Source organism: Pseudomonas sp. MF7453 (assembly GCF_016405455.1).
Taxonomy (GTDB): Bacteria; Pseudomonadota; Gammaproteobacteria; order Pseudomonadales; family Pseudomonadaceae; genus Aquipseudomonas; species Aquipseudomonas paralactis.
In genome coordinates, this window is the sequence record NZ_JAEKCN010000008.1 from 250,681 (window position 1) to 276,003 (window position 25,323).

Below are 25,323 nucleotides of genomic sequence, written 5' to 3' on the forward strand. Positions count from 1 at the left end.
TCACCAGTGCACCTCATAGCGTTGTGCGCCATCAAAAACCACTTTGTTATTGTCGATCAGCACCAGGCGCAGCCCGTCCACCTGATCCCCCAAAAACAGGCGGCTACCCTCTTCCAGAACCACATGGCCGTTAGGTCCGCCGACAATCTGCACGATCCTGAACGGCAAGGCGTCATCTCGCACACGTACACGACTGAGCACCGGTACCATACTGTCGAATTGCTCACCAAAGCGGCTGAGCATCCGCGACACCAGCTCCACTTCGTCCTGGGAAACATCACCGCTGAGCACGACCTGGCCGTTGATGACTTGCAAGTCGATCCGTTGGCTTAGCTCACGCTCGCCGAGCATTTTCAGTAACTGCTGACGCACATCAAACGGTGAGGCCAATTCATGTTTGCCAATCACCGGTGGCATCAGGGAAGCCTGCGCCTCATGCTCCCCTGTCGAGACCATACCCACCACCGCGATGACTACCGCCACCACCAGCATCAGGCTGATCAAACGCTTTTGCTGCGAGGATGAGATGGACGATAACGGCAGTGCCTGCACAGGTTGGCCCGGTGGTGGCAATGTTGCAGATACCGGGGCCTCCGGCTCAGGCCATGGATGATCGGCCAAGGTGACGCACAATCGCACGCTGCCCACCACAAAGGGCACGTTCAGCGCCAGGCTCGGGATCTGCGCCAGGGCCTGGCCATCAGCCCCGTACAACAGCTGCGCCTGGGCCTGCACCGACCAGTTAGCCTCGAAAAATCGCAGCAGGGCATGATGCTCGGCGACCCCAGGATCGCTCAGCACCAGGTCAGCATCCGACTCGGCACCGATGCTCCATCGTTCGCCGAACAACGGCAACGCGGCACCCTGGCGCAGCCCATCAAGCACGCGTAACTCATACATCATCGAGCCCTCCTTCGGACGGTCCATGGCTGTGAACTCATGCCGCTGCACCACGCATTAATGCTTCCTGACCGAGGTCAATGCGCCCCAATACCTTGACCCTGGACGTGCTTCCCAACTCAGCGAAAGACAGCACCGGTACATGGTTGAACTCTTCGAGCAATAAGGTCCGCAAGGGGCTGCGCAAGTCCTGCGCCACCAACATCACGCTTTTGCTCTTGGCCCTTAAGGTAAAGGCCTGATTGAGCAGGTTGATAAACGCCGCGCTGTGGTCCTGGTCCAACGCGAAGAACACCCCGGTCTGGGTCTGGCGCAGGGCTTCGCGCAGGATGTTTTCGCTCTGTGGAGACAACAGCCAGGCATGCAGGCCGTCGGCCTCGCTGTACTGGTGATAGATCTGCGCCTTGAGCGCAATGCGTGCATAGTCGGCCAGGGCTTCCGGTTCACGCTCATGCTGTCCGTACTCGATCAGCGATTCGACAATCAAGCGCACCGCCCGCAGCGGGACACCTTCACTGGCCAGGCGTTGCAATACCGCAGAAAAACGCGACAGCGGCATGATGCGCTGCAGCTCCTGCACCAGTTCCGGCTGGTTATGCTCAAGCCAACTCAGGATCGACTTGCTCTCCTGAATCCCCAGGAACTGTGGCCCGCTGAGCATCATCGCCTTCCTCATACGCTCCAGAATCAGGCTTGTGGCGGTGAAGCGCTCCAGTTGCGGATCATCAAGCAGCGGATCGTCAGGGGCCAACCAGAGCCAATCCTGTTCATCGCGCTCAACCAGCCCGGCGATGGCGTGCTCAGGCTCAACCTCAAGCGCCTTGCGTTCAACGGCCACATGATTGACCACCGACGCCCTGACCATGGGGACTTCATGCACACAAAAGCGCATCTCATCGGGGGCCAGTGAGTCATCCAGTTCGACTTCGAACGGCGGCAACGTCAGGCCAATATTGGCGACCAGTGAATTTCGCGCCTGGCGAATCCCGTGAATCAAATTCGTCACTTCAGGCGTGCCACGCAGCACGGGGGAAAACTGCAACAGGTAAGGGCGCGACGGGTCAAAGCCGCGCAGGTCCTCTTTGCCGTTCTCTTCAGGGCGAACCACTTCAGCGGCCTCGCTGGAAGGCTCTGCCTGCTGTTGACGCTGACGCACCAGGTAGTAACCCACGCTGCCGGTGATCAGCGCGATCAAGATAAATACCAGGGTTGGCATGCCGGGAACCATGGCAAACGCAAGCATTCCCACCGAGGCAATCACCCAACTCTTGGGCTCGCTGGTCATTTGCCGGGCAATTTCGACGCCCATGTTACTGACGCCTTTGCGTCCATCCGGTGCAACTCGGGTGATGATCATGCCGGCAGTCAACGAGATCAGCAGCGCCGGAATCTGTGCAATCAGGCCATCGCCGATCGTCAGTACCGAATACAAGGCCATCGAATCGCCTGCGCTCAAACCGTGCTGGAACATGCCCGTGGAGAAGCCGCCCAACAGGTTGACCACGACGATGATCAAGCCGGCGATGGCGTCGCCTTTGACGAACTTCATGGCCCCGTCCATGGCCCCGAACAGTTGGCTCTCGCGCGACAACTGCTCACGCTTGTCTCTCGCTTGCATGCCGTCAATCAGCCCTGCACGCAGGTCGCTATCGATGGACATCTGTTTGCCGGGCATCGCATCCAGGCTAAACCGCGCCGCCACCTCGGCAACCCGCTCCGAGCCCTTGGTGATCACCAGGAAGTTGACCAGGGTCAGGATCAGAAAGATCACCATCCCGACCGCCAGGTTTCCGCCCACCACGAAATTGCCGAAGGCCTCGACGATGTCACCGGCGTCCTGTTCCAGCAGGATCAAGCGCGTGGTCGCAATCGACAGCGCCAAACGAAACATGGTGGTCAGCAACAGGATCGACGGGAACGACGAGAACGCCAGAGGGCCTGGGAGATAAAGCGCCAGAACGATCAGCAGGCAGGATATGCAGATATTGAGCGCAATCAGAATATCTACCAGCCAGGTCGGCAGTGGCACGATAAAAATAAACACAATGGCCATGACCACCACAGCGCCCAGCACTTCAGCGCGCTGTGCCACTTTGAGCAGCAAGCCGTTGATGGTCGACAACAGGGTCACGTCATAGCCCCCGGCAACTCAGGAAAACGCTGGGTCCCCCCGTCGATCCGGTTCAGCTCGTCCATCACCGCGACAAACCTGAACAAGGTTTCCTCACGGACTCTATCGTCAGACCATAAGGCCAGCGGCATCTGCCGGATAAGAGGGTAAAGCGCGTTGAGCGCTGCCAGTTGCCTGGAAGACGAACCACTGCCCATCTCGCTCCCCAACCGCAGGATTTCATCAGCCGCGATACCGCTGTCGGCGTACCCAAGCAGGCGCTGCAGCAGGGAAACCGCGTCCTGATCGACGTCCAGTCGCTGGTTAAACGCCAGGCAATCGGCCAACACGGTGCCCAACTGCCCACAACTGCGCAGGCCCTGCAGCAAAGAGCGCAACAGTGGCGTAGGCATCGATGACACCCGGGCCGCGATATCGTCTGCCAAGGCTTTACGCATCACATTGAGCCCTTCATAGAAGCGCTCGCCGCCGTATACGCCCAGCAGGGCTTGCATCATGGTCGCCAGCGATTGGCGCGTGACCACGCTGGCATAGTAGAGCGCACGGAGCGCCTGGCGCTCCTGCGGGTCCACACCGGCCGCTTGCAAGGTTACGGCAATGTTCAGGCCTGCCTGGATTTCTCTTTTGAAACGCGCCTCGAATTTGGCAATGGCTGCGCGGGCCAAGGCAGCCTCGGATTTACGCAGTTCGACATCCGCCTGGCTCGCCACGTGCTTGAGCACCACGAACGCACGCGCCGGGTCGCCGCCTGCGAGGTCGAGCAATTTATCGACGCTGGCGTCTTTGAGTAACTGCATTCTGATGCGGCGAGAAACCGAGGCCATGCTCGCCTGGGCCGGATGCCCCAACTGCTCATAAAGCTGCACCAGTTGCTCCGCCGCAGGCACGCGCACGCCCATCTGCCGCTGAGCCAGCGGGAGTTTATTGAGCACGACTTCCTGATTGAACAGTTGCGCCAGTTCATCAACACCCTTCGCAGGCGCAGGCACGGTGGTATTGCTGATAACAGGTTGATCCAGGCGTTGGACCGTTGGCACATCGTTGCGCGATTCGACTTTCATGGACAGGCCAGTTCCGGAAGAGTGTGTCTCTGTGTGGCAAAGCCTACCCATACGGTTCCATTGAAATTCGAAACGACGGCATATTTGAAAATACTTGCACGGGCGCCTGATCCTCACGTGCAACAGCCTGCGTAAAAAAGCTTCAATTCAAGATATTTATATATATAAATTAAGTAGTTACGTGATTTTTTCTGTTTGGCACAAGCAGTGCAATCGGGTTCCTGTCGATACGTTTCGACTGCGTCTACCTTAAGGAAAAAATCATGAATATCCCTATTGAAGCCTTAGTTCACCTTGGTGGTAACTCGCCTCAATTCATGCTTCACCTGACAGACGATCAACAGAAAAAACTTCGCCGTTTCATTCATAAACGCGTGCTCAACCCGGAAGATGCTGATGATCTTTTGCAATTGACCTACCTGGAAGCCTGGCGTAATCGCGAACGTTTCAGCGGCACCGCAACGCTCACCACCTGGATGTGCGGCATCGCGCAGAACCTGATCCGCAATCACTTTCGGCGCCTGTATGCCAAACCCGCCCATTGCGAATTCGACGAATCGCTGTGGCATGGCCAGGAAGAAACCCACAGCCTGGACTGGGAGTTTGAGATCAACCGGCGCCTGGAAAATACCCTGAGCGCTATTGACCACTTGCCCACCGAAATGCGCAGGACGCTTTACGCCTCACTGGAAACCGATGGTAGCTATCAGGACACCGCCGACGTGCTGGACATCCCTATCGGCACCGTGCGCTCGCGGCTGTCACGGGCGCGCGAACAGCTCAAGCGCGTCACACACACGCACCTGTACCGCTAAGCTGAATTAGCCTTGCAAGCGTTGGGCGACAGGGATATCTGCCCAACACTGTCAGGCATAGCCTCAAAGACACTTTCCAAGACGCTACGGCTCTGTATCTCACCATTGCTACAGAGCGCGTCCGCCGCCGCCCGTCGCCAAAACCGCCGTTTTCGGTTAAACAGTTGAAAGCGTAGAAAAATTTTCAACAAAAAGGCTTGACGCATTGCCGTTCCGAGCGAATAATGCGCGCCACTTGGCTACATAGCTCAGTTGGTTAGAGCATAGCATTCATAATGCTGGGGTCCGGGGTTCAAGTCCCTGTGTAGCCACCAAGTACTAAAAACGGCTTACCGAAAGGTAAGCCGTTTTTTTATGAGCGTAAAAAACTCCCCAACTGTATTTTGACGCCCCCCACCCCCACTGTTAGTGTCCAGCCTCCCTAAAATGCGGAGTGCCCCGATGAAACTGGACATCTACCAAGTCGACGCTTTCAGCCAGCACCCCTTCGGCGGCAACCCGGCGGCGGTGTGCCCACTTGCCGAATGGCTGCCCGACGAACAACTGCAAAGTATCGCGGCTGAAAACAACCTCTCGGAAACCGCGTTTTTTGTGCCCCGTGGCGAGTTCTACGAGCTGCGCTGGCTCACCCCGGAAGTTGAAGTAGACCTGTGCGGCCATGCCACGTTGGCGGCGGCGTGGGTGTTGATCCATATGTTGGAAGATGCGCCGCAAGTGCTGCGCTTTGCCACACGTAGCGGCGAATTGCGGGTGACGCGCAATGGCGACGAATTGGCGATGGATTTCCCGGCCAAACAGCCTGAACGCTGCGAACCACCGGCGGGGATGTTGAGCGCACTGGGCATTGAAACTGCCGAGGTGTTCGGCACCGACGACTACATCGTGCTGGTGGAAAATGAAGCGCAGGTGGCGGCACTGACTCCGGATTTCGCACGGCTCAAGGGCCTGCCCAAACGCGGGATCGCAGTCACCGCCAAGAGCACACAGTTTGATTTTGTCTCACGCTGGTTCGGCCCGAATGTGGGTGTCAATGAAGACCCGGTCACCGGTTCGGCGCACACTTCGCTGGCACCGTTCTGGGCCGAGCGCCTGGGCAAGTCGCAATTGACCGCCGAGCAAGGTGGCCAGCGCAAGGGCCAGTTGCGCTGTGAACTCAAGGGCGACCGCGTGATTATCTCCGGCAAGGCGGTGCTGTACATGCAAGGTACGATTTACCTGTAAAACCCAGTACCGGAAGGACAACAGATCATTCTCAAAATGAACGGAGTTCAGCGCGTGTTTTTGACTTCCCGCCGTCAGTTGACGGTCATCGCAGCAGCCCTGGCCCTGGCGGCCTGCCACACGTCCGTCACCGAACAACCACCGGCACCGGAGCTGGGTTCGGGCTATCGCACGGACCTGAGCACCCGCCACGCCGAGCGCCATATGGCTGCCGCCGCCAACCCGTTGGCCGCCGAAGCCGGACGCGAGATGTTGCGCCAAGGCGGTTCGGCCATCGACGCGGCGATTGCCATGCAAGCGGTGCTGACCCTGGTGGAGCCACAGTCTTCCGGCATTGGTGGCGGTGCGTTCATCATGTTGTGGGATGGCAAAAACGTGCAGGCCTACGACGGTCGCGAAACCGCACCGGCGGGGGCGACCGAGCGCTTGTTCCTCAAGGCCGACGGCACGCCGATGGCTTTCACCGACGCGCAGATTGGCGGGCGCTCCGTGGGCACGCCCGGGGTATTGCGCGCACTGCACATGGCGCACAACAAGAGCGGCCATCTGCAATGGGCCAAGCTGTTCGAACCGGCGATCCGCCTGTCGGAGCAGGGCTTTGCCATTTCACCGCGCTTGCACAGCTTGATCGCGGCGGATCGCTTTATCGCGCAATCGCCCGAGATGGCGGCGTACTTTTTGAATGCCGATGGTTCGCCAAAAGCCACCGGCACGCTGTTGAAAAACCCTGCGCTGGCCGCGGTGTTCAAGCGCATCGCCAAGGAGGGGCCGGATGCGCTGTACCACGGGCCGATTGCCGATGAGATCGCCCGCAAGGTACAGGGCAATCACAATGCCGGCAGCTTGTCCGTAGCCGATCTCAAGGGCTACAACGCCAAGGAACGCGCGCCGCTGTGTACCGACTACAAGCAATGGAAAATCTGCGGGATGCCGCCACCCTCCTCAGGCGGCATTGCCGTGGCGCAGATCCTGGGCACCTTGCAGGCGCTCCAGGCCCGCGACCCACGCCTGGCGATTGCACCGATGACGCCGGTCAAGAGTGCCTCGCCGGCCGGGCTTGAACCAACGCCCGAGGCCGTGCACCTGATCGCCGAAGCCGGGCGCCTGGCCTTTGCCGATCGCGCACTGTACGTGGCCGACGCTGACTTCACTCCCGTGCCCGTTGCTGGCCTCGTCGCCCCCAATTACCTGGCTCAGCGCGCCGCGCTGATCGGCGAGCGCAGCATGGGGATCGCCAAGCCTGGCCAACCGGCGGGCGTGCAAGTGGCGTATGCACCGGATCGTTCGCCGCTGCGCATCTCCACCTCGCAAGTGGTGGCGGTGGACGACCAGGGCGGCGCCGTGTCGATGACCACCACTGTGGAAGCAGCGTTCGGCTCCCACGTGATGGTCCAGGGCTTTTTGCTCAACAATCAGATGACCGATTTCTCATTCATCCCCGAAGAAAACGGCCAGCCGGTGGCCAACCGCGTGCAGCCCGGCAAGCGCCCGCGCTCGGCCATGGCGCCGACCCTGGTGTTCGATCGCAACAGTGGTGAGTTGCTGGCCACCGTGGGTTCCCCGGGCGGTTCGCAGATCATCGAGTACGTGAGTAAATCCCTGGTCGCCATGCTCGACTGGCAGCTCGACCCGCAAGCGGCCATCAGCCTGCCGAATTTCGGCAGCCGCAATGGCGCCACTGAGTTGGAAACCGGCCTGTTCAGCCCTGCGCTCAAACAAGCGCTCAAGGACAAGGGCCATGCCCTGAGCGAGATCGATATGACCAGTGGCGTCCAGGCCATCGTGCGCACGCGGGATGCCCAGGGCAAGGTGATACTGAGCGGCGGTGCGGACCCACGGCGTGAGGGTGAGGCGTTGGGCGATTAAGGTGTTTTGATCAAAGGAGAATGCACGATGCACAAAACCCATAACCTCAATGCCCTCCCCGGCGTGGATCACGGTTTTTGCTCGATTGACGATCCGCTGCGTTTCGTTAGCAATCTGCGCCGCCCAACACCTGCACAATCGTACAAGACCCCGAGCAGACAACCGCGGCAGACTCGGTTAACGTGTTCCCACCTCTATCTGTGACAAGTCACCATGGGCAAACCCACCCACTCCCTCGACTGGCTGCACCGCGCCCCGCACGCCAGCGGCCTGGACCGCATCGAGGCGTACTTTGCCGGTTTCGCATTCGACCCCCATCGCCATGACACTTACGCCATCGGGCGCACGTTGTTCGGCGTGCAGAGTTTTCATTATCGCGGCGGCATGACCCACAGTATGCCCGGCACCACCATGGTGATTCACCCGGATGAAATTCATGACGGTCGCGCCGGCAGCGACGAAGGCTTCAAGTACCGGATGATTTATGTGGAGCCGGCGTTGATCCAGCAGATCCTCGGCGGCAAACCCTTGCCTTTCATTCCCGGCGGCTTGTCCACCGACCCTCGGCTGCACCGCGCCAGCGAATTGTTGCTGCAAAGCCTGGATTGCCCGATTGACCCGATGCAAGAGCAGGACGCCATGTTCGACCTGGCTCAGGCGCTGAGCGAGGCATCCGGTGCGGTTGTCAGCCGCAAAGCCTTCGACTACGTAGCCGCCGAACGCGCCCGTGAATTTATCCACAGCGCCCTGGGCCGCAGCATCACCCTGGATGAAATAGCCGACCATGCCGGCCGCGACCGCTGGGCGTTATCGCGGGATTTTCGTCTGCTATTCGGCACCAGCCCCTACCGCTACCTGACCATGCGCCGGTTGGATCTGGTGCGTCACTTGCTGGCCCAGGGCCAATCGCTGGTGGATGCGGCGATGACCGCAGGTTTCACCGACCAAAGCCACATGACCCGGCAATTTCGCAGCACTTACGGTATGCCGCCCTCGCGCTGGGTGAAGATGCTCGGACGCTGAGTGCTGGGTTGGAATACGTTCAAACTGTGGGAGCTGGCTTGCCTGCGATGCAGACACCTCGGTGTATCAGGCACACCGCTATCGCAGGCAAGCCAGCTCCCACAGTTGGATGAGGTGGTGTTGCTGGCATTTGGTCATGGTTTGTAAAGGGCCAGCAAGCCGTGTCCCTTTAAATTGCAGGACGTTTCCGAGACAATCCTTGCCACCTTGTGCCTGTTGGAATCGATGGCTAGTCTTCGGTCCGTCACTGCCTTTTCAGTGATCGGGTTTAGTCGCTCGGATTTAATAGGCGCATGGTCCTCCATGAGGTTTTATGGTGGCTGTGCGCAGGGCGCCCTCGGGTGCGCCGGACTTTGCCTATTTGCCGGTCGACTAACCTGCGTACAGCCGCCACCCAACGTTTAGTCGCGACGGGTCGGCTCCTTTGAGTTAATAGGAGTTACACCATGACCAAAGCACTTCCCGATCCACCCATGGATTGCCTAGTCGTCAACGAAGAGCTCAGCTTCGAAGACGCTCAACTCTACATTTCCCATCTGATCAACAGCGCATCGGCCACGGTGTGGGACTGCTGCGATCACCTGCAACCCCATGACCGCGCCAGAATCCATGCCGCGTGGCACTTGCTGGAGATGGCCAAGACCGTGGTAAACCGCACTATCGAGTGCATGCCGAGAACCTGAAAACACTACAAAACCAATGTGGGAGCTGGCTTGCCTGCGATGCAGACACCTCGGTACATCAGGTACACCGAGGTGATGCTATCGCAGGCAAGCCAGCTCCCACATTTGGGTTCTGTTGTCGCCAAAATCGAGTTTGGTGTCCGAACGTGCTCTTTAGCTCGACAACTGATTGGCAAACTGCCCGACCGCACTCACCACTTTTTGCGCACCGTCCTGAATCTCCACAATCACCGTGCCCGCCTCGGCCGCCAGGGCCAGGCCTTGTTCGGCTTGCAGGCGGCCGTCGGCCATCAGCGCAACCGCATCGCGGGCCATGTCCTGGTTCTGGCGCACTACGCCGACAATTTCCTCGGTGGCTTTGCTGGTGCGTGACGCCAGTTGCCGTACTTCATCGGCCACCACCGCAAAGCCACGCCCCTGTTCACCGGCGCGTGCGGCTTCAATGGCGGCGTTGAGCGCCAGCAGGTTGGTCTGCTCGGCAATGCCACTGATAGTCTTGACGATGCTGCCGATCACTTGGGACTGGGCATTCAGCGCCTCAATACCCTCACCGGCCTGTTGCATGTGCTGGGCCAGGTCGCGCATCACGTCCACCGCCTGGGTGACCACGGTGGTGCCGCGCTGGGCGCTGTCGTCGGTTTGCAGGGAGGTGCTGTAGGCAATGTTGGCGGCTTCGGCCACCGCCTGCTCGCGGTTGACCTGGTCGGTGATGACCGTGGCGAACTTGACCACTTTGTACAGCCGTTCATTGGCGTCCAGCACCGGGTTATAGGTGGCTTCCAGCCATACCAGGCGGCCATGGCTGTCGACACGCTTGAAGCGCGCCGCCACGAACTCACCGGCGTTCAGGCGCTTCCAGAACTGCTGGTACTCGGGGCTGTTGTATTCCTGCGGCTCGCAGAACATACGGTGATGTTTACCCTGAATCTGCGCCAGGCTGTACCCCATGCTGCTGAGGAAGCGGTCGTTGGCGGTGAGCACGTTGCCGTCCAGGTCGAACTCGATCAGCGCGGTGGAACGCATCAGCGCGGTGATCAGGTTTTCATGTTCACGCGAGCTCTCGATGGTACGGGTGAGGTCGCTGGAAAAAATCGAAAAATGCTTGATGCGCCCTTCCGAACTGCGCACCGGTTGCACGATCGAACGCAACCACGCCTCCTTGCCATTGCCACGCATCAGGCGCACGGCCCCGGCAAAGTGTTCGCCACGGGCCAGCGCGTGCTTGAAGCGCAACTGGAACTCGTCCTGGCGTACATGGGCCGGTACCAGGTCTTCGATTGCACGCCCCACAATCTCACTCAGTGAATAGGCCAGTTCCTCCAGGAAGTTGGCATTCGCCCACTCCACCCGGCCCTCGGCGTCCAGCGTCAGGCAGAGCATTTCGCTTTCCAGGCTCTCTTTCACCTGTAGCAAGCTCGACAATTCTTCGCGCAGAGCGGTCAGCTCCTGCTTCAGGCGGGTGTTGAACATGGGGCACCATTAGGCAAGTGAGGTGGGCGTACTAACCTGCATCGGCGCTGGCGCAGTTTTCTGAAGAGGGCTCGGGACTCAAGTCGAACTATATTTTCAGCCCCATCAGCCCCCATTGAATCGGCACACACCCATGACTTGATATTCCAGGGTATTGAGCTTGCCGCTGGAGTCTTCATAGGTCATGCGCGACGGCACCGCATTGCACGAGCGGATCGGCGGCGTCACGTTGACCACCTTGGCGATGTCCAGGTCCATGCCGTAGCGATAGGTCTGCACCTGGGGCACAGCCTTGCCTTTTTTGATCGCGTAGGCAGCCATGGCTTTCTCGTTGCGCTCCATCATCAGGGCAAAGGTGCGATCCCCTCCGCCTTCGGCCAGTACACCGAAGGACAAGACCGCCGTTAATACGCCCAAACCCACTTTATAAAAGTTCATGACCAAGTCCTCGACATAAAAGTTAAGTGTCGAGACTAATCAATCAACCCTGACGCCAGGTTCACCAAAACATTACGTATTTGTTAGAGGGCCGTTAGTTTCCAGAATCGTAATCTTCATGCAATGCCACTGTTATCCGCCGTTTGCAACTATCAGCCCGGGCCAGATCAATAAGAATGCCCGCCTCTATAAGAAGCCGATAACTGCCATCACCGAGGAGCGCATCATGAATATTCGTCACTACACCCTTCCCTTTTCACTGATGGCCGCCTTGCCCCTGGCCGTGGCCGCAGAGCAGGAAAAGCCCGAAGGCTTTATCGAAGGCAGCAGCCTGAACGTACTGGCGCGCACTTTTTACTTCAACCGCGACGATCGCAAGAGCCAATCCAGCCCCACCGGTAACGGCTATTCCGAAGCCTGGGCGCAAGGGCTGATCAGCCAGTTTGAATCCGGTTTTACCCAAGGCACCGTGGGGTTTGGTCTGGATGCGTTTGCCATGTTGGGGCTCAAGCTCGACTCCGGTGCCGGCCGCAGCGGCGGCAAGGGCTCGTTCGGTGTGTTGCCGGTGGACAGCGCCAATCAGCCCGAAAACAGCTACAGCAAACTCGGCGGCGCGGCGAAACTGCGGGTATTGGATACGGTAATCAAGGCCGGCGATGTATTCCCGCTGACGCCTGTTGTGGCGTACGGCGATTCACGGGTATTGCCGCAAAGCTTTCGCGGTTTCACCGTGCGAAACACCAGCCTGGAAGGCCTGAGCCTGCAAGGCGGACGCTTGAGCGGCATGAGCCAGCCCAATGAAAGCGGGATGAACAACGGCTTTGCGACGTTCTATGCGGGCAAGGTCGACTCACCCTGGGTGGGCTATGTCGGCGGTGACTATCAATTCAATAAACACCTGAGCGTCAGCCTCTACAGCAGCCGTTTGAAAGATGCCTGGAATCAGTACTATTTGGGCAGCAACGCCAATTATGCGCTGACCGACGAGGTGTCACTGTTCGGCGATTTCAACGTCTACAAGGCGGTGGACGAAGGCAGCAAACAGCTCGGCGAGTTCGACAACACCATCTGGAGCGCCAGGCTGGGGGTCAAGGTCGGCGCCCACAGCGTGGCGGTGTCGCACCAGCGCAACAATGGCGACGACGACTTCGACTACTTGCGCCAGTCTGATTCGATCTTCCTCAATAACTCGATCCAGTACAGCGACTTCAACTCGCCCAAGGAGCGCTCATGGATGGTGCGCTACGACCTGGACATGCAGGCGTTCGGCATTCCAGGCCTGTCGTTCATGACCCGCTACGGCAAAGGCACCGGCGCCGACTACAGCAACGCCAACGCCGTGTATATGCGGCGCGATGCGGCGGGTAACCCGCTGACCGATCAACGCCGTTGGGAACGGGATATCGAGGCCAAGTACGTGGTGCAAAATGGGCGTTTCAAGGATTTGTCCCTGCGCTTGCGCCAGGCCACCGTGCGCTCCAGTGCCTTTGAGTCCGACCTGGAAGAAGTTCGCTTGATCGCCGAATATCCACTGGCCGTGCTATGACGCCTTACATTCGCTCGCGATTAACTAACATCTGTTCACAAATAGCCGATTATCAAAATTGTAATATTGGCCTCAGCTTCTCGTTAAGTTCAACTTTCTATACTCGCGTCAACTTATTCACCGAGCACGTTCATCTCTGAAGCTGTTGTGTAGCTCCTTTGGAAAGAGATGAATTTTTAACGCCCCGCTTGGGGCGTTTTTTTTGTGCGCAGGGTTATGCGACCGATGGTCGCAGTTGACCCTAAAGCTACTTTAGCCTTCAGACTTTTCCCACTTCAATAACCGCCGCCATAAGGACATGGGCGCCTTCTCTCCATCATTCAAGAGGTAACCCCCCATGCGTATCCTTGTGATTGAGGACGAGCAAAAAACCGCTGACTATTTGCGACAAGGCTTGAACGAAAGCGGCTACGTGGCCGACTGCGCCGCCAATGGCATTGATGGCCTGCACCTGGCCGAGCAGCATGCCTATGAGCTGGTGATTCTGGACGTCAACCTGCCGGGCAAGGATGGCTGGCAAGTGCTGGAACAACTGCGCCGCAATGGCAACCAGCGGGTGATGATGCTCACGGCCCGAGGCCGGCTGGCGGACAAGATCAAGGGCCTGGACATGGGCGCCGACGATTACCTGGTCAAACCGTTCGAGTTCCCCGAGCTGCTGGCGCGGGTACGGACCCTGTTGCGGCGCAGCGAGCATATCCCCCAGCCGGAAGTGTTCCGCGTCTCGGACCTGGAGCTGGACCCGCGTCGCCACCGCGCCTATCGCGGCACCCGGCGCATTGACCTGACCACCAAGGAGTTTGCGCTGCTGCAGGTGCTGATGCGCCAGAGCGGTGAAGTGCTGACCCGCACGCAGATTATTTCGCTGGTGTGGGACATGAATTTCGACTGCGATACCAATGTGGTGGAAGTCTCCATCAGCCGCCTGCGCGCCAAGGTCGATGACCAGAGCGAGGTCAAGCTGATCCACACCATCCGCGGCGTGGGCTACGTGCTGGAGGCGCGCCCATGAGAACCGGCAGCCTGTCGATGCGCCTGGGGTTGACCGTCAGCCTGATGGGCGCGGGCCTGGTCTTGCTGCTGGCCACCCTGGCCTACCTGGCCCTGACCCATGAACTGGAAAAACTGGCGCGCAAGGGCCTGGAAAGCAAGATGGAACAGATCCAGCACAGCCTGTCCCTGGGGCTCGATGCCCAGGCCATTCGCGCCCGCCCCCATGCGCTGCTGGACCTGGTCATCGGCCACGACAATTTCTACCTGACCATCGTCGGTACCGCGCCCAATAACAGCGTATTGCTCAACATCGGCGCCAAGCCTCAAGCGCCGTTGCTCACCGACTTCAAGCCGCGGGAAACCCTCGGCTACCTGAACTGGGCCGACAGCGACGGCAACCAGGTGCTCAGCGCCTCCAGCCTGATGCGCCTGGCCAGCGGCGAGCGCGTGCGGGTGCTGCTGTCCCTGGACCGCCGAGACGACCAGGCACTGCTCAGCGCCTATCTGCGCGCCACGCTGATCGCGCTGCCGCTGCTGTTGATACTGATCGGCATGGGCGCCTGGTGGCTGGTGCAGCGCGGCTTGGCGCCGTTGAAGCAGTTCAGCCAGGTGGCGGCGAAGGTCACCACCCAGGACCTGACGCACCGTTTGTCGGTGGGCAATTTGCCCCACGAACTGGGGGAACTGGCCCAAGCCTTCAACGTGATGCTCGACCGCCTGGATGCGGGCGTACAGCAACTCTCGCAATTCTCCGATGACCTGGCCCACGAACTGCGCGCCCCGCTGACCAACCTGATGGGCAAGGCCCAACTGACCCTGTCGCGCCAGCGTCCGCCCGAGGAATACAAGGCGGTACTGGAATCGAGCACCGAAGAGCTGGAACGCTTGGGGCGTATCGTCAGCGACATGCTGTTCCTGGCTCAGGTCAGCCATCCGGCGGCGCGGGCCTCATTCACCGACGTATCCCTGGGGCAGGAGGCCGAGCGAGTGATGGAGCTGTTTGCCCTGAGCGCCGAAGACAAGCACGTCACCCTGAGCCTGCGCGGCGATGCCTGGGTGACCGGTGATCGCCTGATGATCCAGCGGGCGATTTCCAACTTGTTGTCCAATGCCATCCGCCATACGCCTGAAGGTTCAAGCATCTTGTTGTTGGTGGAAACCTATGAACAGAGCGTGTCGCTGTCGGTGGGCAACCCGGGTCGAGGTATCGACGCGAATCACCTGCCGCACCTGTTCGAACGCTTCTACCGCGCCGACAGCAGCCGTGCCCGTGCCGAAGGCGGCACCGGGTTGGGGTTGGCGATCGTCAAGTCGATCATGCATCTTCATGAGGGGCATGCCCATGTCACCAGCCAGCCGGGACGCTTTACGCGGTTCAGTCTGGTGTTTCCTTTGCAGACAACAGAGATCTCATGTGGGAGGGGGCTTGCCCCCGATGGCTATGGGTCAGTTGATGCATGAGCTGGCTGACACACCGCTATCGGGGGCAAGCCCCCTCCCACTTTGCTTTGTGGTGTCTTCAAGGTATCAGGCAACTCACTCTTCGCGGCGATGAGCCCACTGATACAACGCCGGCAGCACCAGCAACGTCAGTAAGGTGGAGGAAATAATCCCGCCAATCACCACCGTCGCCAACGGGCGCTGCACTTCGGCGCCGGTGCCGGTGGCGAGTGCCATGGGGATAAATCCGAGAGACGCCACCAGCGCGGTCATCAGCACCGGGCGCAAACGGGTCAGCGCCCCTTCGTGGATCGCTACCGGCAATGAGCGACCTTCTTCGCGCAGGTTACGGATGAAGGCGATCATCACCAGCCCGTTAAGCACCGCCACGCCCGACAATGCGATAAAGCCCACCCCCGCCGAAATCGACAGCGGTATATCCCGCAGCCACAGCGCCATGATCCCACCGGTCAGCGCGAACGGGATGCCGGTAAACACCAGCAGGCCATCCTTGAGGTTGTTGAACATCATGAACAGCAACCCGAACACCAGCAGCAACGCCACCGGCACCACGATACGCAGGCGCTCGGAGGCTTCCTTGAGCTGTTCGAACTGGCCGCCCCAGGTGGTCCAGTAGCCGGCGGGGACTTTCACCTGGGCAGTGATGGCGGCTTCGGCCTCTTCGACAAACGAGCCGATATCGCGCCCGCGCACGTTGGCGCTGACGATCACCAGGCGCTTGCCGTTCTCGCGACTGACCTGGTTGGGGCCCAGCACCAGGTCGAGGCTGGCGACCTGTGACAAGGCGATAAAGCCCAATTGCCCCGAGGTGTTGCCGGCCAGCGCCGGCACCGGAATCAGCAAGCGTGACAAGCCGTCGATATCGGTGCGCAGCGCGTCGGACAAGCGCACGACCATGTCGAAACGCCGATCACCTTCGTACAAGGTACCGGCCTGACGTCCACCGACGGCGACAGCGATGGTGTCCTGCACATCGCCCACGTTCAGGCCAAAGCGGGCAGCCTTGTCGCGGTCGATATTGATGGTCAGCACCGGCAGGCCGGAGGTCTGTTCTACCTTCACTTCCGAGGCACCGTTGAGCTTCTGCAAGGTTTCGGCGATTTCGCCGGCGGTGGTGTTGAGCACCGCCATGTCATCGCCAAATACCTTCACCGCCACATCACTGCGCACCCCGGAAATCAGCTCGTTGAAACGCAGCTGAATCGGTTGCGACAGCTCGTACGCGCTGCCCGGCACAATCGCGCTGGCCCGTTGGATATCAGCGATGATTGCCTCGCGGGACTTCTTCGGGTCAGGCCATTGATCCTTGGGTTTGAGCATCACGTAGCTGTCGGAAATATTCGGCGGCATCGGGTCGGAGGCAATTTCGGCCGTACCGGTGCGCGCAAATACCCGCTCGATTTCCGGCACTTGGGCCAGCAAGGTTTTTTCCAGTTGCTGCTGCATCTGCACCGATTGCGTCAGGCTGGTGCCGGGCACGCGCAGCGCTTGCTGGGCGAAGTCGCCTTCGCTGAGGCTGGGGATAAATTCACTGCCCATGCGGCTGGCAACCAGGCCCGATACAACGATGGTCAGCAGCGCCAGACCAAATACCAAGGGGCGACGCGTCATCACCCAGTTGAGCACCGGGTCATATACCCGGCGTGCGCTGCGCATGACGAAGTTTTCTTCTTCCTTGACCTTGCCGGTGACGAACAACGCAATCGCCGCCGGTACGAAGGTCACCGACAGAATCATCGCGCCGAGCAAGGCAATCACCACGGTGAAGGCCATGGGGTGGAACATCTTCCCGGCCACACCTGTGAGCGCGAAGATCGGCAGGTACACCACCATGATGATCAGTTGCCCGAAGATCAGCGCGCGCCGCGCCTCCTTGGCGGCGGCAAATACTTCGTGCAGGCGCTCACTGCGGGTCAGCAGGCGGCCGTGACGCTGCTGCGCATGGGCCAGACGACGGATGGCGTTCTCGACGATCACCACCGCACCATCGACAATAATGCCGAAATCCAGCGCACCGAGGCTCATCAGGTTGGCGCTGACTTTGTTGGTGAACATGCCGGTGAAGGTGAACAGCATCGCCAGCGGAATCACCATCGCCGTGATCAGCGCCGCACGAATATTGCCCAGGAACAGGAACAACACCGCCACCACCAGCAACGCACCTTCGAAGAGGTTTTTCTTCACGGTGGCAATGGCTTTTTCCACCAGGTTGGTGCGGTCGTAAACGGTGACCGCCACCACGCCTTCGGGCAGTGAGCGGTTAATCTCCTCAAGTTTTTTCGCCACTGCCTGAGACACGCTGCGGCTGTTCTCGCCGATCAACATGAACACCGTGCCCAGCACCACTTCACGACCGTTTTCGGTCGCGGCGCCGGTACGCAATTCACGGCCGATATTGACCTCAGCCACGTTGCGCACCCGAATCGGCGTGCCGTCCGAGGTGCTGATGACCATGTTGGCGATGTCATCAATGGACGCCACTTGCCCCGGCGCGCGGATCAGCAACTGTTCGCCGCTGCGCTCAATGTAACCGGCGCCGACGTTGGCGTTGTTGCGCTCCAGCGCGGTGACCAGGTCATTGAGCGTCAGGTTGTAGGCGGCCAGGCGCTTGGGGTCCGGTGCTATCTGATATTCCTTGGCGAAGCCGCCGATGGTATTGATCTCGGCCACGCCCGGCACATTGCGCAGTTGCGGTTTGATGATCCAGTCCTGGATCACCCGCAAATCAGTCGGTGTGTACGGCGTGCCGTCTTCCTTGCGTGCACCGTCCTTGGCCTCCACGGTCCACAGGAAAATTTCCCCAAGCCCGGTGGAAATCGGCCCCATCGCGGTTTCGATGCCCGCGGGCAATTGTTCACGCGCCACTTGCAGACGTTCGTTAACCAGTTGGCGGGCAAAGAACAGGTCGGTGCCGTCCTTGAAGATCACGGTCACCTGGGACAAGCCCGAACGCGACAGCGAACGCGTCTGCTGCAAGCCGGGCAGACCGGCCATGGCGGTTTCGATGGGAAAGGTGATGCGCTGCTCGGTTTCCAGCGGCGAAAACCCCGCCGCCGCCGAGTTGATCTGCACCTGTACGTTGGTGATGTCAGGCACCGCGTCGATGGGCAGCTTCTGATAGCTGGCGATGCCGACACCGGCCATCAACAGCACCGCCAACAGCACGATGATGCGCTGCTCGATGGCAAATTGGATAAGGCGCTCAAACATGGGGAATCACTCGCAGGATCAATGGGCGTGTTCGGCCGAGCCTTTGCCCAGTTCGGACTTGAGGATAAAGCTGCCAGCCGTCGCCACCTGTGCGCCGGCCTCCAGGCCTTTACGCACTTCGACGTAGCCGTTTTCACTCACGCCCAGTTCAAGATGGCGAGTGATAAAACCGTCCGCGGTGCGCACAAACACCGAGGGTTTGTCCTCGACGGTCTGGATGGCGGCCTGCGGTACGGTGACCTTGGCCTGGTAGGTATCGGTGGCGACTTGCACGGCCACAAACAAGCCCGGGCGCCAGGCGTCGTCGGGGTTGGGTACCGTCACGCGCACGGTAGCGGTGCGCGTCTGCTCACCGAGCAAGTTGCCGACATAGGCCACGGTGCCCAGTACTTCGGTGCCCATTTCCGTCGAGCTGACTTTTACCGGTTTGCCCACGCGCACCTTGTTCAGGTCCTTGGGAAATACGCCGAAGGTGACCCACACCTGGGACAGGTCCGAGAGGGTGAACGCGTTGCTGGTTTCACTGACCACCTCGCCGACGCCCAGGTGTTTTTCCACCACCACACCGGCGAACGGCGCACGCAGTTCATAACGATTGCCGCCTGCCAATACGGCGCTGCCGCTGAGCGCAGTCATTTTTTGCCGCGCATTGTTCAGGGCAATTTCGGCTTCTTGCAGGGTTTGCCGCGCCAGCAGGTAATCCTGTTCGGCAGAGATTTTGTCCTGCCACAACTGACGCTCGCGCTGGAAGGTGGTGCGCGCCAGTTCGACCCGGCGCTCACTGGCCGCCAGCTCGCTGCGCTGATCGGAAATCTGCTGGCTGGCAATCACTGCCAACAGCTCGCCCTTCTTCACTGACTGGCCAAGATTGACCTTCACCGCCTCCACTACACCCGCCGCACGGGGCACGATGTGGGAGGTGCGGTCGTCATCAAAACGCACCTCGCCCGGCAGCGTCAGCACGGTGCTGATTGAGCGCGGTTGCGCCTGGGCCAGTTCAATACCGGCCGCCTGGATCTGCTGCTCGGTGAGTTCAAGCTTGCCTTCTTCTTCCTCGGCGTGGGCCAAGCCCGATAGCAGCAGGCCCAAGGCGACGGCGAGCGCCATGCCATGTTTTTTGTTCATCAGGGGACTCCAGAAAAAATCAAAACCGGGCGAGGTCGCCGTAAATTCGTTCGATGCGCACCCAGGCGTCGGTGGCCTGGGCGGTCGCCGCAAGGTACTGGGTGCGCGCCGCGATCAAGGTGCGCTGGGCGTCGAGCACGTCGAGGAAGTTGAACTTGCCCATCTCGAAACCACGGGTGGCGCTGTCGACCGCACTCTGCGCGGCAGGCAGGATCTGTTGGTTGAAGGTGCGCACTTCGGTGTTCGCTGTTTGCCACAGGTCCAGGGCCTGGCGGGTTTCGGTGCGCAGGCGCAGCTCAGCAGCATTGCGCAAATCGCGCGCCTGGTCGGCGCGACGGCTGGCCGCGAGGATGTTGCCCTGGTTGCGGTTGAACAACGGGATCGGCATCGACACGCCCACCAGGTTGACCCGCTCGCGCACGCTGGCGTCGTACTGGCTGCCGATGGATACGTCCAGATCCGGGATGCGCTGGGCTTTTTCCAGGCCCACGCTGGCTTCGTTCTGCACAATGTTCAGTTCGGCCAGGCGCAACTCGGCGGTCTGCTCAAGTCGCGCCAACAATTGCGCGGCGCCAGGCAATGCCGGTGTGGAACTACCTTGCGTGGCGACCGCCTGGAAGTCGGCGGCGGCGCTGCCGGTGCTGGCGGCCAGCCGACGGTAGGCGTCAGTGAGACCCACCTGAGCGCGATTCAATTCCAGGCGAATTTCCGATACCTGCACCTGGGCGCGGGTGGCCTCCACCGGCGATGATTTGCCCGCGGTAACACGCCCGTTGGCGACCACCAGGCCGCGTTCGGCGAGCGCCATTGAGCGTTGCGCCAGATCGAGGCGTTCCTGGGCACGCAGGGCGCCGTAATAGCTGTCGATCACCTCAGCGCGCAGCACGTTGCGGCGCTGCTCCAGGCTCAGCGCGGCAGCGTCCTGGGCGCGGGTGGCCACCTCGATACGCGCACCGCGCTTGCCGCCCAGTTCCAGGGTCTGGCTGAGCTTGATGCTGGTGGTGCGGCTGTTGCGGCGGGTGTCTTCAGCGTCCCAGGAAGCCACCGGGTTGGGGATCAAACCGGCTTGCTGACGGCCGCCCTGGGCGATGTCGATGTCCCATTGTGCGGCCGCCAGGTCCGGGTTATTGGCGAAGGCGGTTTGCAAGGCTGCATCGAGGGTCAGAGGTTGTGCCAGGGCGGCGCTTGCAGCGACCCACACTGCCGCCGCCCCCAAGAGTGTTCTAACGGAAATTGCCATAACGAGAGTTCCACGCCCATGAAGTTGCTGGGGTTTCCCAGCGGGGGCAATGTAGCTGTCGGTACTTATCAGGGCCGTGTGTGAAAGATTACAAATCCGTTAGCCAGGCTCAGGCATGCACGTCGTCATGGTCGTCATGCGCAAAGCCCTCGCCCTCGACCTGGATCGTGGCATGAGAAATATCAAATTGTTCGTGCAGCAATTCCGTCACTCGGCTGAGGATCTGTTGCTCAGTGCCTTGGGACGCATCCGCGACCAAATGCGTACTCAGCACGTTCTTGCCACTGGTGAGGGCCCAGATATGCAGGTCGTGTACGTCCTTGACCCCAGGCACGCTGCGAATGCCCTGCTCCACCTGCTCGATATCAACGCCCTCCGGCACACCTTGCAGCAGGATGTTCATGCTCGCCTTGAGCAATGTCCAGGTGCGCGGCAATACCCAAAAGCCGATGGCGGCCGCGACCACGGAATCGACCCAACCCCAGCCGGTGAACATGATCACCAACGCAGCAATGATCACGCCGACGGAGCCGAGCATGTCGCTCCAGACTTCCAGATAGGCGCCCTTGACGTTGAGGCTCTCGCCGCTGGCGGCGCTGAGCAGGCGCATGGAGATGAGGTTGACGACCAGCCCCAGCAACGCAATCACCAACATGCCGGTGGACTGGATTTCGGCCGGCGCCTGCAGCCGCTGAAAAGCCTCGTACAGGATGTAGAACGCCACGGCGAACAACAGCAATGCATTAAACGCCGCTGCAAGAATCTCGAACCGCGCATACCCGAAGGTGCGCTTGCGATCTGCAGGACGCTTGGCGACCTGGATCGCCACCAGGGAAATCGCCAGGGCCAGAGCGTCGGTCATCATGTGCGCCGCGTCCGACAACAGCGCCAGGCTGCCGGTGATAAAGGCGCCGATGACTTCGGCCAGCATGAAGCTGCCGGTCAGCCCCAGTGCGATCCATAACTTGCGTTCGTGACCGGCGCGTACCTGGGCGTGGCTGTGTCCTGCGCTCATGGGATGTTCTCGTGGGTTGGGATGGGGCGGATCATAGAGCTATAGGCCAGATTCACGGGCATGGTTTGCAAAATTGTCATCTGCACGCCAGAACGTCGTTAGCTTCGAGCGCTCTCCTGAACCGATCTTCAGGCAGCCAACGCGTGGCGCTTTCCAAACAACGCCACACTCGCTACCCCCACCGCCCCCATCACCACGCAATATCCCACGCAGATCCACGGGCTGGTCGGCATCAGCGCGATCAACAGCAGCGGTGTGGTACTCGCCCACAGCGCGTAGGCAATGTTGTAGGTGAAGGAGATCCCCGACACCCGCACCTGCGCCGGGAACAGGCCCACCATCACCGACGGCACCGCGCCCACTACGCCGCAGCTCAAGCCTGCCACGGCGTACGCCGCGCCCAGCCACACGCCGCCGCTGATCAGGCTGGCATACAGGATAAAAATACCTACCGGCAGCAACAGGCTGTAGACCAATACCGCGCGCCAGGCGCCGATGCGGTCCACGAGCAAGCCTGCGAGGACGCAGCCGATGTTCAGAAAGACGATGCCCAACGCGCTCAGGGCGAAAGTATGGCTGGGGCTCATGCCGAAGGTTTTCTGCATCATGGTCGGTGTGATGACCACCAGCACCACGACGGCTGAGGTGAGTACGCAGGTCAGGATCATGGCCGGCAGCAGCACGGCGCGATGCTCGCGCAGCACGGTGCGCAATGGCATTTCGGCAGCGGCCTGGCGACGCGCCTGCATTTCCAGAAACACTGGGGTTTCGCTGAGCCAACGCCGCAGCCATACGCCAATCACGCCGAATACGCCGCCGAGCAGGAAAGGCAAGCGCCAGGCGTAGTCGAGGATTTCAGCAGGTGTAAAAACTTGCGCCAGCAAGGTGGCGGTCAGTGCCCCCAGCAAGTAACCAAAGGTCAGGCCGGCTTGCAGGAAGCCCAAGGCGTAGCCACGGTGATGACGCGGTGCGTGCTCGGCGACGAAGGTCCAGGCGCTGGGCACTTCGCCGCCTACTGCGGCACCTTGCAGCACGCGCAGCGCCAGCAGGATCAAGGGGGCGAAATAGCCGATTTGCGCGTAGGTCGGCATGATGCCGATCAGCAGGCAGGGCAAGGCCATCATCAGGATGCTCAAGCTGAAGACACGCTTGCGTCCCAAATGGTCGGCAAAGTGCGCCATCAGGATGCCGCCCAGCGGACGCGCGAGGTAACCGGTGACGAAGATGCCGAAGCTTTGCAAAAGGCGCAGCCACTCGGGCATTTCCGGAGGGAAAAACAATTGGCTGAGGGTCAGCGCGAAGAACACAAAAATAATGAAGTCGTAGATTTCCAGGGCTCCGCCGAGGGCGGCCAGGCCCAGGGTTTTGTAGTCGGAGCGGGAAAAACGCTGCGCCCGTGGGGAAAAGGTGGCAGTCATGTGCAGGCTCGGCAGACAAACAAAATGGCGTGCAGGTTATGAGCTGAGTCCCTTGATGGCAATCACGATGGATATATTTGTTTTACTCATTGATCGTTGAAGATAACTACATTCCCAAATCAATGGGGGTAGAGGAACATGCCGTAAAACTGCCAAACCCCATAATAAATACAAGAGGAAAGCTTCATGGCCGATGCTATCGAAGAAAGCCGCTACGCTCGATTTGCCCTGCGTTGCTCCAATTTTGCCGAGCGCTGGTTTCCCGACTCCTGGGTGTTTGCCGCCCTCGCCGTGATCATCGTCGCCGTAGCGACCCTGGGCATGGGCGCGGCGCCCGCCGAAGCGGCCAAGGCGTTTGGCGACGGGTTCTGGAGCCTGATCCCGTTCACCATGCAGATGGCCTTTGTGGTGATCGGCGGTTACGTGGTCGCCAGCTCACCGCCGGCGGTGAAGCTGATCGACCGCCTGGCGCGCATCCCCAAGAATGGCCGCTCGGCGGTGGCCTGGGTGGCGTTGATTTCCATGGTGGCCTCGTTGCTGAACTGGGGCCTGTCCCTGGTATTCGGCGGTTTGCTGGTGCGGGCGTTGGCCCGTCGTACCGACTTGCGCATGGACTACCGCGCCGCCGGCGCTGCGGCATACCTGGGCCTCGGTGCCGTGTGGGCGCTGGGGCTGTCATCGTCAGCCGCGCAGTTACAGGCCAACCCGGCGAGCTTGCCGCCGTCGATCCTGTCGATCACCGGGATGATCCCGTTTACCGAGACCATCTTTCTGTGGCAATCCGGTGTGCTGCTGCTGGCGCTGATCGTGGTTTCGCTGATCATCGCCTACGCCACAGCGCCCGGCCCCAACAGCGCCCGGGATGCCAAGGCCTGTGGTGTCGACCCGGCCTTTAACCTGCCCAAGCCACAAGCGCCGACGCGTCCAGGCGAATGGTTGGAACACAGCCCGTTGCTGACGATATTGCTGGCATTGCTGGCAGCCGGCTGGCTGTTCCATGAGTTCTCGACCAAGCCGGCGATCAGTGCCATCTCCGGGCTCAACACCTATAACTTCCTGTTCATCATGGTCGGCGCCCTGCTGCACTGGCGCCCGCGCAGCTTTCTTGATGCCGTGGCCCGTGCGGTGCCGACCACCACCGGCGTGCTGATCCAGTTTCCGCTGTACGGCTCGATTGCCGCGCTGATGACGGTGGTCAAGGGCGGTGATGGCCAGACCCTGGCGCACCATATCTCGACGTTCTTTACCTCCATCGCCTCCCACGACACCTACGCGCTGCTGATGGGCGTGTATTCGGCGGTGCTGGGTTTCTTTATTCCATCGGGCGGCGGCAAGTGGATTATCGAAGCGCCTTATGTGATGCAAGTGGCCAATGACCTGCAATATCACCTGGGCTGGGCGGTGCAGATCTACAACGCCGCCGAGGCACTGCCGAACTTGATCAACCCGTTTTATATGCTGCCGTTGCTGGGGGTATTGGGGTTAAAGGCACGGGACTTGATCGGATTTTCGTTTGTGCAGTTGCTGGTGCATACGCCGCTGGTGTTGTTTTTGCTGTGGGCGTTGGGGACGACGCTGAAGTATTTGCCGCCTGTGATGCCTTAAAAGGGGTCGATGCGGGCTTGCTCGCGAATGTGGACTGTCAGAAAAAATCCGGCGACTGACACACAGCCTTCGCGAGCAAGCCCGCTGCCACAGTATGTTCTG

The 25,323-nt window shown here is 60.3% G+C and carries 19 protein-coding genes, 1 tRNA gene and 1 pseudogene; 10 read left to right on the plus strand and 11 right to left on the minus strand.

Translation table 11 applies throughout. The features are described 5' to 3' along the window. From JFT63_RS15065 to JFT63_RS15075, 3 genes are read right to left on the minus strand one after another with little or no spacing between them, the layout of a single operon-like run. Entirely contained in the window at window positions 1–900 is a 900-nt protein-coding gene (locus tag JFT63_RS15065) for an FHA domain-containing protein (RefSeq protein ID WP_198844239.1), read from the minus strand. Between the two features lie 37 nt (window positions 901–937). Then, a complete protein-coding gene (gene sctV / locus JFT63_RS15070) occupies window positions 938–3,031 on the minus strand; it encodes a type III secretion system export apparatus subunit SctV (RefSeq protein ID WP_057701717.1) in 2,094 nt (697 codons plus the stop codon). Beyond that, window positions 3,028–4,092, minus strand: a complete 1,065-nt coding sequence (locus tag JFT63_RS15075) for a TyeA family type III secretion system gatekeeper subunit (protein ID WP_198844229.1) — start codon at window positions 4,090–4,092, stop codon at window positions 3,028–3,030. Before JFT63_RS15075 ends, sctV begins: the two co-directional genes overlap by 4 nt. 263 nt (window positions 4,093–4,355) lie before the next feature. Here JFT63_RS15075 and JFT63_RS15080 point away from each other — a divergent pair, with 263 nt between their 5' ends. The 6 genes from JFT63_RS15080 to JFT63_RS15105 all read left to right on the plus strand — a co-directional run bounded on the left by JFT63_RS15080 (window position 4,356) and on the right by JFT63_RS15105 (window position 9,700). Beyond that, the gene (locus tag JFT63_RS15080; protein WP_057701719.1) at window positions 4,356–4,907 is read left to right on the plus strand and encodes an RNA polymerase sigma factor; all 552 of its coding nucleotides are present in this window, start codon (window positions 4,356–4,358) and stop codon (window positions 4,905–4,907) included. A gap of 237 nt (window positions 4,908–5,144) precedes the next feature. Further along, window positions 5,145–5,221, plus strand: a tRNA-Met gene (locus tag JFT63_RS15085). 127 nt (window positions 5,222–5,348) lie between these two features. Then, on the plus strand, window positions 5,349–6,128 hold the full coding sequence (locus JFT63_RS15090) for a PhzF family phenazine biosynthesis protein (protein WP_186559340.1): 780 nt from the start codon (window positions 5,349–5,351) through the stop codon (window positions 6,126–6,128). A 36-nt stretch (window positions 6,129–6,164) separates the two neighbouring features. Beyond that, window positions 6,165–7,994, plus strand: coding sequence for a gamma-glutamyltransferase (gene ggt / locus JFT63_RS15095; protein WP_198844230.1), 1,830 nt, complete (start codon window positions 6,165–6,167; stop codon window positions 7,992–7,994). 213 nt (window positions 7,995–8,207) lie between these two features. Then, window positions 8,208–9,017, plus strand: a complete 810-nt coding sequence (locus tag JFT63_RS15100; protein WP_198844231.1) for an AraC family transcriptional regulator — start codon at window positions 8,208–8,210, stop codon at window positions 9,015–9,017. A 446-nt stretch (window positions 9,018–9,463) separates the two neighbouring features. Then, window positions 9,464–9,700 (plus strand): hypothetical protein, encoded by a 237-nt coding sequence (locus tag JFT63_RS15105; RefSeq protein ID WP_003188310.1) that lies wholly within the window; start codon window positions 9,464–9,466, stop codon window positions 9,698–9,700. 153 nt (window positions 9,701–9,853) lie between these two features. Here JFT63_RS15105 and JFT63_RS30105 read toward each other — a convergent pair whose 3' ends face one another. The 3 genes and pseudogenes from JFT63_RS30105 to JFT63_RS15115 form a co-directional block, all read right to left on the minus strand. Further along, a complete protein-coding gene (locus tag JFT63_RS30105) occupies window positions 9,854–10,381 on the minus strand; it encodes a methyl-accepting chemotaxis protein (protein WP_442963716.1) in 528 nt (175 codons plus the stop codon). A 12-nt stretch (window positions 10,382–10,393) separates the two neighbouring features. Further along, a pseudogene (locus JFT63_RS30110) lies at window positions 10,394–11,170 on the minus strand (PAS domain-containing protein); the annotation flags it as partial. A gap of 105 nt (window positions 11,171–11,275) precedes the next feature. Further along, complete coding sequence (locus tag JFT63_RS15115) at window positions 11,276–11,608, minus strand: DUF2790 domain-containing protein (RefSeq protein ID WP_057701725.1); 333 nt, start codon at window positions 11,606–11,608, stop codon at window positions 11,276–11,278. A gap of 226 nt (window positions 11,609–11,834) precedes the next feature. On the opposite strand from JFT63_RS15115, the gene JFT63_RS15120 reads away from it, so the two are divergent. The 3 genes from JFT63_RS15120 (at window position 11,835) to JFT63_RS15130 (ending at window position 15,608) form a co-directional block, all read left to right on the plus strand. After that, window positions 11,835–13,154, plus strand: a complete 1,320-nt coding sequence (locus JFT63_RS15120; RefSeq protein ID WP_198844232.1) for an OprD family porin — start codon at window positions 11,835–11,837, stop codon at window positions 13,152–13,154. 337 nt (window positions 13,155–13,491) lie between these two features. After that, window positions 13,492–14,166, plus strand: a complete 675-nt coding sequence (locus JFT63_RS15125; RefSeq protein ID WP_005784544.1) for a heavy metal response regulator transcription factor — start codon at window positions 13,492–13,494, stop codon at window positions 14,164–14,166. Beyond that, a complete protein-coding gene (locus JFT63_RS15130) occupies window positions 14,163–15,608 on the plus strand; it encodes a heavy metal sensor histidine kinase (protein WP_198844233.1) in 1,446 nt (481 codons plus the stop codon). The genes JFT63_RS15125 and JFT63_RS15130 overlap by 4 nt, the downstream gene beginning before the upstream one ends. A 75-nt stretch (window positions 15,609–15,683) precedes the next feature. Here the strand turns inward: JFT63_RS15130 and JFT63_RS15135 are convergent, their stop codons facing one another. The 5 genes from JFT63_RS15135 to JFT63_RS15155 all read right to left on the minus strand — a co-directional run bounded on the left by JFT63_RS15135 (window position 15,684) and on the right by JFT63_RS15155 (window position 23,616). Further along, the gene (locus JFT63_RS15135) at window positions 15,684–18,818 is read right to left on the minus strand and encodes a CusA/CzcA family heavy metal efflux RND transporter (RefSeq protein WP_057701727.1); all 3,135 of its coding nucleotides are present in this window, start codon (window positions 18,816–18,818) and stop codon (window positions 15,684–15,686) included. Window positions 18,819–18,836: 18 nt separating this feature from the next. Continuing rightward, entirely contained in the window at window positions 18,837–19,943 is a 1,107-nt protein-coding gene (locus JFT63_RS15140) for an efflux RND transporter periplasmic adaptor subunit (RefSeq protein WP_186559350.1), read from the minus strand. Between the two features lie 19 nt (window positions 19,944–19,962). Further along, on the minus strand, window positions 19,963–21,183 hold the full coding sequence (locus JFT63_RS15145; protein ID WP_186559352.1) for a TolC family protein: 1,221 nt from the start codon (window positions 21,181–21,183) through the stop codon (window positions 19,963–19,965). A gap of 109 nt (window positions 21,184–21,292) precedes the next feature. Next, on the minus strand, window positions 21,293–22,198 hold the full coding sequence (locus JFT63_RS15150) for a cation diffusion facilitator family transporter (RefSeq protein ID WP_057701730.1): 906 nt from the start codon (window positions 22,196–22,198) through the stop codon (window positions 21,293–21,295). 128 nt (window positions 22,199–22,326) lie between these two features. Continuing rightward, complete coding sequence (locus JFT63_RS15155; protein ID WP_057701731.1) at window positions 22,327–23,616, minus strand: MFS transporter; 1,290 nt, start codon at window positions 23,614–23,616, stop codon at window positions 22,327–22,329. Between the two features lie 186 nt (window positions 23,617–23,802). On the opposite strand from JFT63_RS15155, the gene JFT63_RS15160 reads away from it, so the two are divergent. Then, window positions 23,803–25,221, plus strand: a complete 1,419-nt coding sequence (locus JFT63_RS15160) for a short-chain fatty acid transporter (protein WP_057701732.1) — start codon at window positions 23,803–23,805, stop codon at window positions 25,219–25,221. Window positions 25,222–25,323 lie beyond the last annotated feature (102 nt).

Excerpts from the sequence above, each read along its gene's own strand:
- JFT63_RS15065 (WP_198844239.1), bottom strand. The coding sequence starts at position 900 with ATGTATGAGTTACGCGTGCTTGATGGGCTGCGCCAGGGTGCCGCGTTG.
- JFT63_RS15075 (WP_198844229.1), bottom strand. The coding sequence starts at position 4,092 with ATGAAAGTCGAATCGCGCAACGATGTGCCAACGGTCCAACGCCTGGAT.
- JFT63_RS15080 (WP_057701719.1), top strand. The coding sequence starts at position 4,356 with ATGAATATCCCTATTGAAGCCTTAGTTCACCTTGGTGGTAACTCGCCT.
- JFT63_RS15090 (WP_186559340.1), top strand. The coding sequence starts at position 5,349 with ATGAAACTGGACATCTACCAAGTCGACGCTTTCAGCCAGCACCCCTTC.
- ggt (WP_198844230.1), top strand. The coding sequence starts at position 6,165 with ATGAACGGAGTTCAGCGCGTGTTTTTGACTTCCCGCCGTCAGTTGACG.
- JFT63_RS15100 (WP_198844231.1), top strand. The coding sequence starts at position 8,208 with ATGGGCAAACCCACCCACTCCCTCGACTGGCTGCACCGCGCCCCGCAC.
- JFT63_RS15105 (WP_003188310.1), top strand. The coding sequence starts at position 9,464 with ATGACCAAAGCACTTCCCGATCCACCCATGGATTGCCTAGTCGTCAAC.
- JFT63_RS15115 (WP_057701725.1), bottom strand. The coding sequence starts at position 11,608 with ATGAACTTTTATAAAGTGGGTTTGGGCGTATTAACGGCGGTCTTGTCC.
- JFT63_RS15120 (WP_198844232.1), top strand. The coding sequence starts at position 11,835 with ATGAATATTCGTCACTACACCCTTCCCTTTTCACTGATGGCCGCCTTG.
- JFT63_RS15125 (WP_005784544.1), top strand. The coding sequence starts at position 13,492 with ATGCGTATCCTTGTGATTGAGGACGAGCAAAAAACCGCTGACTATTTG.
- JFT63_RS15130 (WP_198844233.1), top strand. The coding sequence starts at position 14,163 with ATGAGAACCGGCAGCCTGTCGATGCGCCTGGGGTTGACCGTCAGCCTG.
- JFT63_RS15135 (WP_057701727.1), bottom strand. The coding sequence starts at position 18,818 with ATGTTTGAGCGCCTTATCCAATTTGCCATCGAGCAGCGCATCATCGTG.
- JFT63_RS15140 (WP_186559350.1), bottom strand. The coding sequence starts at position 19,943 with ATGAACAAAAAACATGGCATGGCGCTCGCCGTCGCCTTGGGCCTGCTG.
- JFT63_RS15145 (WP_186559352.1), bottom strand. The coding sequence starts at position 21,183 with ATGGCAATTTCCGTTAGAACACTCTTGGGGGCGGCGGCAGTGTGGGTC.
- JFT63_RS15150 (WP_057701730.1), bottom strand. The coding sequence starts at position 22,198 with ATGAGCGCAGGACACAGCCACGCCCAGGTACGCGCCGGTCACGAACGC.
- JFT63_RS15155 (WP_057701731.1), bottom strand. The coding sequence starts at position 23,616 with ATGACTGCCACCTTTTCCCCACGGGCGCAGCGTTTTTCCCGCTCCGAC.
- JFT63_RS15160 (WP_057701732.1), top strand. The coding sequence starts at position 23,803 with ATGGCCGATGCTATCGAAGAAAGCCGCTACGCTCGATTTGCCCTGCGT.